The organism is Aliiglaciecola sp. 2_MG-2023, from assembly GCF_030548145.1.
Taxonomy (GTDB): Bacteria; Pseudomonadota; Gammaproteobacteria; order Enterobacterales; family Alteromonadaceae; genus Aliiglaciecola; species Aliiglaciecola lipolytica_A.
This window is the reverse complement of the sequence record NZ_JAUORY010000002.1, coordinates 433,337-441,487: the sequence shown is the minus strand read 5'-3', so window position 1 is coordinate 441,487 and position 8,151 is coordinate 433,337. Positions and strand designations below refer to the sequence as shown.

The 8,151-nt window shown below is 42.6% G+C and carries 14 protein-coding genes; 1 reads left to right on the top strand and 13 read right to left on the bottom strand.

Annotation, left to right across the window (positions count from 1 at the left end):
* The first annotated feature begins 385 nt into the window (after positions 1 to 385).
* Positions 386 to 1,147 (top strand): hypothetical protein, encoded by a 762-nt coding sequence (locus Q4567_RS03810; protein ID WP_303499420.1) that lies wholly within the window; start codon positions 386 to 388, stop codon positions 1,145 to 1,147.
* 97 nt (positions 1,148 to 1,244) lie between these two features.
* On the opposite strand, the gene rplQ is transcribed toward Q4567_RS03810, so the two are convergent.
* The 13 genes from rplQ to rpsH form a co-directional block, all read right to left on the bottom strand.
* Complete coding sequence (gene rplQ / locus Q4567_RS03805) at positions 1,245 to 1,646, bottom strand: 50S ribosomal protein L17 (protein ID WP_216049661.1); 402 nt, start codon at positions 1,644 to 1,646, stop codon at positions 1,245 to 1,247.
* Positions 1,647 to 1,688: 42 nt separating this feature from the next.
* Positions 1,689 to 2,678, bottom strand: a complete 990-nt coding sequence (gene rpoA, locus Q4567_RS03800; protein WP_008846189.1) for a DNA-directed RNA polymerase subunit alpha — start codon at positions 2,676 to 2,678, stop codon at positions 1,689 to 1,691.
* Between the two features lie 22 nt (positions 2,679 to 2,700).
* On the bottom strand, positions 2,701 to 3,321 hold the full coding sequence (gene rpsD / locus Q4567_RS03795; RefSeq protein ID WP_216049660.1) for a 30S ribosomal protein S4: 621 nt from the start codon (positions 3,319 to 3,321) through the stop codon (positions 2,701 to 2,703).
* Between the two features lie 24 nt (positions 3,322 to 3,345).
* Positions 3,346 to 3,738, bottom strand: coding sequence for a 30S ribosomal protein S11 (gene rpsK, locus Q4567_RS03790; protein ID WP_216049659.1), 393 nt, complete (start codon positions 3,736 to 3,738; stop codon positions 3,346 to 3,348).
* Between the two features lie 12 nt (positions 3,739 to 3,750).
* On the bottom strand, positions 3,751 to 4,107 hold the full coding sequence (gene rpsM, locus Q4567_RS03785; RefSeq protein WP_008846192.1) for a 30S ribosomal protein S13: 357 nt from the start codon (positions 4,105 to 4,107) through the stop codon (positions 3,751 to 3,753).
* Between the two features lie 132 nt (positions 4,108 to 4,239).
* A complete protein-coding gene (gene rpmJ, locus Q4567_RS03780; protein ID WP_216049658.1) occupies positions 4,240 to 4,356 on the bottom strand; it encodes a 50S ribosomal protein L36 in 117 nt (38 codons plus the stop codon).
* A 24-nt stretch (positions 4,357 to 4,380) separates the two neighbouring features.
* Positions 4,381 to 5,700, bottom strand: a complete 1,320-nt coding sequence (secY, locus tag Q4567_RS03775; RefSeq protein ID WP_216049657.1) for a preprotein translocase subunit SecY — start codon at positions 5,698 to 5,700, stop codon at positions 4,381 to 4,383.
* Positions 5,701 to 5,705: 5 nt separating this feature from the next.
* Positions 5,706 to 6,140: a 50S ribosomal protein L15 gene (gene rplO / locus Q4567_RS03770; protein ID WP_216049656.1), complete on the bottom strand. Its 435-nt coding sequence runs from the start codon at positions 6,138 to 6,140 to the stop codon at positions 5,706 to 5,708.
* A gap of 3 nt (positions 6,141 to 6,143) precedes the next feature.
* Positions 6,144 to 6,326: a 50S ribosomal protein L30 gene (gene rpmD / locus Q4567_RS03765; protein WP_216049655.1), complete on the bottom strand. Its 183-nt coding sequence runs from the start codon at positions 6,324 to 6,326 to the stop codon at positions 6,144 to 6,146.
* Between the two features lie 6 nt (positions 6,327 to 6,332).
* Positions 6,333 to 6,836, bottom strand: coding sequence for a 30S ribosomal protein S5 (gene rpsE / locus Q4567_RS03760; RefSeq protein WP_216049654.1), 504 nt, complete (start codon positions 6,834 to 6,836; stop codon positions 6,333 to 6,335).
* A gap of 9 nt (positions 6,837 to 6,845) precedes the next feature.
* Positions 6,846 to 7,199 (bottom strand): 50S ribosomal protein L18, encoded by a 354-nt coding sequence (rplR, locus tag Q4567_RS03755; RefSeq protein ID WP_216049653.1) that lies wholly within the window; start codon positions 7,197 to 7,199, stop codon positions 6,846 to 6,848.
* Positions 7,200 to 7,211: 12 nt separating this feature from the next.
* Positions 7,212 to 7,745 (bottom strand): 50S ribosomal protein L6, encoded by a 534-nt coding sequence (gene rplF / locus Q4567_RS03750; protein WP_216049652.1) that lies wholly within the window; start codon positions 7,743 to 7,745, stop codon positions 7,212 to 7,214.
* A gap of 13 nt (positions 7,746 to 7,758) precedes the next feature.
* Positions 7,759 to 8,151 (bottom strand): 30S ribosomal protein S8, encoded by a 393-nt coding sequence (rpsH, locus tag Q4567_RS03745; RefSeq protein ID WP_216049651.1) that lies wholly within the window; start codon positions 8,149 to 8,151, stop codon positions 7,759 to 7,761.

The window sequence follows — 8,151 nt, the reverse complement described above, 5'->3', positions numbered from 1 at the left end:
TCGCCTAGAAAACTTTTTCTCTGCTTAGTGAGTCCGTTAGGTCTCTCTCAAGCGGGAGGCGTATTCTACACTTCCGGTATTTGATGTCAACAATTTATTTTATAAATTATTTAATCTTTTTTCTCGCTTTCTTCAGCTTCTCTTAAGGTTGGTTTGACAAACTTAAGATGTCCTGCAAAAGCTGGGCGCATTGTAGAGATTTATAACTTTAGGTCAACCCTAATACCGAAAAAAAAGTGAAATTAATTTAATATTGTCGAAATCAGTTTATTTAACGAACAATTACCGAATAAAGTATTATTTATAACAAATTGTTGTTACTTTTAAACTCTTAACGATTTTTGTTGTCTTACTATAGATTAGTAGGTCTAAGTAGGTGTTTATTATGAAAAAAATTACCCCGATCGTGTTAGCTTTGGGCGTTTTAAGTACTCACGCATTTGCAATACCAGCAAATGGCGTTAGTGACAATAATAGTCGCTTGACCGCTGACTTTGTTAAAAAGCAAGTTGACCAGTCGATGTCCATCGGCCGCGCAATAAAAAGTATTATCGGAAATTACCCTAGAGAAGCAATCGGAGTAGTAAGCACTGCCCTAGACTTGTACCCAGAAAAGTATAAAGAAATTATCCACGCAGCTATTTCTGCCGAACCAGCACTAACAGGTGAAGTTGTTTCTTTGGCGATTGAAAAAGGTATTAGTAGTTGCTCTAGTATTGTAGAGACAGCAATTAATGCAGAACCTAGTTATGTCGACTTTATAGTTCGCGCAGCAGCCTTTTCAACACCTGAAGAAATGGACGAAATTGTACGCATTGCCGTGGAGACAGAACCAGATTCCGCAGACAACATCGTGCAAACTTTATCTCGCTCACATCCAAATGAAATGGTAGAAATTATCAAAACTGCAGTTTCAGCAATGCCGTTTGTTGGTGAATATGTAGTAGATGCATTATTAGCAACCTTCCCAGATGAAGCTGAGCAGGTAGTTACTACCGCTTTACGCGAATCATCAAAGGAGCAAGAAAGTGTAAGAAGAATTTTGGTGACCGCTATTAATGCGGGGGTGCCACCTGAAGAGTTATTTAAGTATGCAAAAAATGCCGGTGCAACAGATGAACAGTTAGCGTTCATAAAAAACCAATAAGTTTCGACCTGGCAGTTTATTCTAATTATTATTTAGATAAATAGCAGATACAAAAAAGCCGAGCATTAGCTCGGCTTTTTTAATTGGTTTGGAGTTATTACTCCTCAGTTACTACTTCAGCTTCTTCAACTTCTTCAATAACTGGACGGTCAACTAGTTCAACGAAAGCCATTGGCGCGTTATCACCAGAACGGAAACCACATTTTAAAATGCGAAGATATCCGCCTGGACGAGCTTCATAGCGCGGACCAAGTTCATTAAACAATTTACCAACAACTTCTTTATCACCAGTACGTGCCATCGCCAAACGACGATTAGCTACACTGTCTTGCTTAGCAAGTGTGATAAGAGGTTCGATTACGCGACGCAGTTCTTTAGCTTTTGGCAACGTAGTTTTAATAACTTCGTGCTTAACTAATGAGCCAGCCATGTTTTTAAACATTGCTTGACGATGACTGCTGTTACGATTTAACTGACGACCACTGTTACGATGGCGCATAGCTCTATCCTTCTTTACAAATCAGTTTATCTTGCGACCTGATTAATCTTTTTCTGCGATACTCTCTGGAGGCCAATTTTCTAGGCGCATACCCAAAGAAAGACCACGAGATGCCAACACGTCTTTAATCTCAGTAAGAGATTTCTTACCTAAGTTAGGCGTTTTTAACAGCTCAACTTCAGTGCGTTGCACCAGGTCACCAATGTACTGGATAGCTTCAGCTTTCAAACAGTTAGCTGAACGTACAGTAAGCTCTAAATCATCAACTGGACGAAGAAGAATAGGATCAAATTCCGGCTTCTCTTCTTTAGCAACAGGCTCTGAAATATCACGAAGTTCAACGAATGCGTCTAATTGCTCAGCTAAAATTGTAGCTGAACGACGAATCGCTTCTTCCGGATCCAAAGTTCCATTGGTTTCCATATCAATAATTAATTTGTCTAAATCTGTGCGTTGTTCAACACGAGCAGATTCAACGTTATAAGCTATACGCTCTACTGGACTATAAGAAGCATCAACTAACAAACGACCGATAGGTCGATCATCTTCTTCAGAGGAACGGCGAGTTGACGCAGGAACATATCCACGACCCATTTCAACTTTGATACGCATGCTTAACTCGGCATCGCCAGTAAGCGTACAAATCAAATGGTCAGGATTAAAGATCTCTACATCTCCATCATGCTGAATATCACCAGCAGTAACAGGGCCTGCACCAGACTTGACTAAAGTAAGAGTAGCTTCAGTTTTGCCTTCGATTTTAACAGCCAAACCTTTAAGGTTAAGCAAAATCTCGATGACATCTTCTTGTACACCCTCTTTAGTGCTGTACTCATGTAATACACCATCGATTTCAACTTCTGTCACGGCGCAACCAGGCATCGATGACAAAAGGATGCGACGAAGCGCGTTACCAAGAGTATGACCAAAACCACGCTCTAATGGCTCAAGTGTCACTTTAGCGCGTGTTGGTGATAAGTTTTCTATTTCCACTAACCTTGGTTTTAGGAATTCAGTTACAGAACCCGGCATTGTTTCCTCTCTTGATTATGCTTTACTTAGAGTAAAGTTCGACGATCAACTGTTCGTTAATTTCAGCAGACAAATCAGTTCTTTCAGGAACACGTTTGAAAACGCCTTCCATCTTCTTGCTGTCTACTTCAATCCAAGTTGGTTTCTCACGTTGGTCCGCCAACTCTAAAGCAGCAACGATACGCGCTTGCTTTTTAGATTTCTCACGAACGGAAACAACGTCTTCAGCAGAAACATTATAAGAAGGTATATTAACAACCTTACCGTTAACCATAATAGCTTTATGGCTTACTAGCTGACGAGCTTCAGCACGTGTACTAGCAAAACCCATACGGTAAACAACATTGTCAAGACGCTGTTCTAAAAGCTGTAGCAAGTTTTCACCTGTGTTGCCTTTTAAACGCGCTGCTTCTTTATAATAGTTACGGAACTGCTTTTCCAATACGCCATACATACGACGTACTTTTTGCTTTTCACGTAGCTGCACACCGTAATCAGACAAACGGCCACGACGGGCTCCATGCTGACCTGGGGCAGTATCTATCTTACATTTCGAGTCAATTGCTCGAACGCCACTTTTAAGGAACAAATCTGTTCCTTCGCGACGACTAAGTTTGAGTTTTGGACCCAAATATCTAGCCATGATCTTTCTCCAACTGTCCGTCGATTAAACGCGACGTTTTTTCGGTGGACGACAACCGTTGTGAGGAATAGGTGTCACATCGGTAATATTAGTGATTTTATAACCAGTTGCATTCAAAGCACGGATTGCAGATTCACGACCTGGACCTGGACCTTTTACGAATACTTCTAAGTTTTTCAAACCGTAATCCTGAGCAGCAATACCTGCGCGCTCAGCAGCAACCTGTGCAGCAAAAGGGGTAGATTTACGTGAACCACGGAAACCTGAACCACCTGACGTTGCCCAAGACAAGGCGTTACCTTGACGGTCAGTAATTGTCACTATTGTGTTGTTGAAAGACGCATGGATATGAGCCATACCGTCTGCAACTTGACGTTTTGCGCGCTTACGCGTGCTTTTTGTAGGTGCTTTAGCCATAACTAACCTCGCTTACTTTTTAATTGGCTTACGAGGACCTTTACGGGTACGCGCATTTGTTTTAGTGCGTTGACCACGTAGAGGTAAGCTACGACGGTGGCGTATACCACGGAAGCAACCTAGGTCCATCAAACGTTTGATGTTCATTGACACTTCACGGCGAAGATCACCTTCTACCATGAATTTCGCGACTTCGTCACGAAGCTTGTCAATCGTTGTTTCATCAAGATCTTTAATCTTGGTTGACTCTGTAACACCAGCAGCTTCACAAATGCTTTTCGCACGTGTCGCGCCTACGCCATAGATTGATTGGATAGCAATCACAGCGTGCTTGTGTTCAGGGATGTTAATGCCAGCGATACGGGCCATTAACAGCACTCCTCTTAAATTATTGTCATCAGCCTAAAAAGCCCGATAGGATACTTACCCGATGACCAAATTGCAAATTAAGCTTGGGTGAGTCGGTAGTATGACCGATTTCACCCAAATACCACATTTCGATTAACCTTGCCTTTGCTTATGCTTAGGGTCAGAACTACAAATTATACGTACCACGCCATTGCGTTTTACGACTTTGCAGCTACGGCAAATCTTTTTAACGGATGCACGAACTTTCATATCACCACTCCGTAAACGCTTATCTTAACGACCGTAGCCTTTAAGATTCGCTTTCTTAAGAACAGATTCATATTGATGTGACATCAAATGAGTCTGCACCTGCGCCATGAAATCCATGATTACCACCACGATAATAAGTAGTGATGTACCGCCAAAATAGAACTGAACGTTCCAAGCGATCAACATGAATTCAGGCACCAAACAAATAAAGGTTATGTAAAGTGCGCCTGCCAAAGTAAGGCGTGTCATTACTTTATCGATGTAACGAGACGTTTGCTCACCAGGACGAATACCAGGTACAAAAGCACCAGACTTTTTCAAGTTATCTGCTGTCTCACGTGGGTTAAATACCAACGCAGTATAGAAGAAACAGAAGAAGATAATCGCCGCAGCGTATAACATTACGTACAAAGGCTGCCCAGGGGACAACATCAAAGCCACATCCTGTAGCCAGGAGAATGACTCATTTTGACCGAACCAACTTGCGATAGTTCCAGGGAACAAAATAATACTAGATGCAAAGATAGGAGGAATAACACCGGCCATATTTACCTTAAGAGGTAAATGCGTACTTTGTGCTGCAAAAACCTTACGGCCTTGCTGTTTCTTCGCATAGTTAACAACAATACGTCGTTGACCACGTTCAACAAACACTACAAAGTAAGTGATGGCTACAATGATTACACCAATCAACAATAACAATAGTACATTCAGGTCACCTTGTCTGGCTTGCTCCGCAGTCTGACCAATCGCTGTAGGCAGACCGGCAACAATACCAGAAAAGATCAAAATGGAGATACCGTTACCGATACCTCTTTCGGTAATTTGCTCACCTAACCACATCAAAAACATGGTACCAGTAACCAAACTCACTACCGCTGTAAAGTAAAAACCGAAACCAGGGGCAATCACCAAACCTGAAATCAAGTTAGGTAAATTAGTCGCTATTCCAATTGCTTGGAAAGTTGCCAACACCAACGTAAAGTAACGTGTGTACTGACTTATTTTACGACGTCCGGCTTCGCCTTCTTTTTTCAACTCAATCATCGGCGGATGCACAACTGTAAGCAACTGCATGATAATTGAAGCCGAAATATATGGCATAATACCTAGGGCAAGAACCGATGCGCGCTCAAGTGCACCACCTGAAAACATATTAAACATTTCCACGATAGTGCCCTTTTGCTGCTCAAATAACTGAGCTAACACATTGGCATCAATACCAGGAATAGGTACATATGAACCGAGTCTAAATACAATGATCGCACCTAGTACGAACAATAGTCTTGATTTAAGCTCGCTCAAGCCGCCTTTAGCGCTTGAGTCCTGTCCTGGTTTTGCCATCTAGCTTATTCCTCTACTTTACCGCCAGCTGCTTGAATTGCTTCAAGTGCGCCTTTAGATACCTTTAAACCTTTTACAGTAACTGCACGAGAGATTTCGCCACTTTTCATAACTTTGACGTTTAGCATTTCTTTTTTGATAAGACCTGCTGCTTTCAAAGTTACTAGTGAAACCTCATCACCTTCTACTTTAGCAATTTCACTCAATGTAACTTGGTCAGAAACAAAGGATACACGAGAAGTGAAACCGAACTTAGGTAGACGGCGCTGGATTGGCATTTGTCCGCCTTCAAAACCAGGCTTAACAGAACCGCCAGAGCGACTCTTTTGACCTTTGTGACCGCGGCCACCAGTTTTTCCAAGACCTGAACCGATACCGCGACCTACGCGCTTACCAGAATTTTTAGCTCCAGGTGCAGGAGCAATAGTATTTAATTTCATCTCTTACTCCTCCACTAATTCGACCATGTAATATACACGGTTGATCATGCCACGAACGGCTGGGGTGTCTTCCAACTCACGAACATGCCCGATGCGACGCAAACCTAAACCAGTCAATGTAGCTCTGTGCTTAGGTAGACGACCAATAGAGCTTTTAGTTTGCTTTACTTTAATCATCTTAGCCATGTTCAATTACCCCAAAATTTCGTCAACAGGCAATCCACGTTTTGCAGCAATCCCTTCAGGAGAGTTCATCTCTACTAAAGCATTGATTGTTGCACGAACAACGTTGATTGGGTTTGTTGAGCCGTAGCATTTTGAAAGTACGTTTTGTACACCTGCAACTTCAAGAACTGCACGCATTGCACCACCGGCAATAATACCAGTACCTTCTGATGCTGGTTGCATGTAAACCTTGGAGCCTGAGTGACGTCCTTTAATTGGATGCTGTAGCGTGTTGCCGTTAAGGTCTACGTTCACAAGATTGCGACGTGCCTTTTCCATAGCTTTTTGGATTGCAGCAGGTACTTCACGTGCCTTACCGTAACCAAAACCAACACGACCATTTCCGTCACCAACTACTGTCAAAGCAGTAAAGCTAAAGATACGACCACCTTTAACTACTTTTGATACACGGTTTACAGCGATCAGCTTTTCTAACAGGTCACCCTGTTGTTGAACTTCTACTTTAGCCATAATTAACTCCTAGAACTGAAGGCCTGCTTCACGTGCAGCGTCAGCTAATGCTTTAACTCGACCGTGATATTTGAAACCACTACGGTCAAAAGCAATTTCTTTGATGCCTTTTTCAATAGCGCGTTCTGCAATCGCTTTGCCTACTGCTGCAGCAGCTTCAGAATTACCCGTAGATTTAAGGGAATTACGAAGTTCTGTTTCAACAGTAGAAGCCGCCGCTAACACTTCTGAACCACTAGGCGCGATTAACTGCGCGTATATGTGGCGAGGTGTGCGGTTAATAACCAAGCGATGCGCGGCCAGTTCACTAATTTTTTTGCGGGCGCGGGTAGCGCGACGCAAGCGAGCTGATTTCTTATCCATCGTATCACCTACCTACTTTTTCTTAGCTTCTTTACGACGCACAACTTCATCAGCATAACGAACACCCTTACCTTTATAAGGCTCTGGTGGACGATAAGCGCGGATGTTAGCTGCAACCTGACCTACCACTTGCTTATCAGCGCCTTTGACGACGATTTCAGTTTGGGTAGGAGTTTCAATCGAAATACCAGCAGGCATTTCATAAACTACTGGGTGAGAGAAGCCCAACGTTAGGTTAAGTTTGCTACCTTGTGCTTGAGCACGGTAACCAACACCTGTTAGTTGTAATTTCTTTTCGAACCCTTCAGATACACCATGTACCATTGCATTCAATAAAGAGCGAGCTGTACCAGCTTGAGCCCAATTGTTAGCGAAACCTTCACGAGGAAGTGCTTTCAATTGATTCTCTTCTTGTACGACTTCAACTGCGTCGTTGAATGAACGATTTAGAGTACCGTTTTTTCCTTTAACTGTGACATCTTGACCAGCGATAGTTACTTCTACACCAGATTTGATATCGACAGGAGCTTTTGCTATACGTGACATATTCTATCTCCCGTTACGCTACATAACCGATGATCTCACCGCCCATGCCAGCTTTACGAGCTGCACGGTCAGTCATCACACCTTTTGAGGTAGACACGATAGCTATTCCCAAACCACCCATCACTTTAGGAAGCTCATCTTTTTTCTTATAGATGCGCAGACCAGGACGACTGACTCGTTCAATGCTCTCAATTACTTTTTTGCCTTCGAAGTATTTAAGTGCTACTTCAATTACAGGCTTAACGTCACCAGACACAGCGAAGTCAGAGATATAACCTTCATCTTTTAAAACTTTAGCGATTGAAACGCGAAGTTTAGAAGAAGGCATAGCAACTGTTACTTTGCTTGCCAATTGGCCGTTACGAATGCGGGTAAACATATCCGCGATAGGATCTTGCATGCTCAT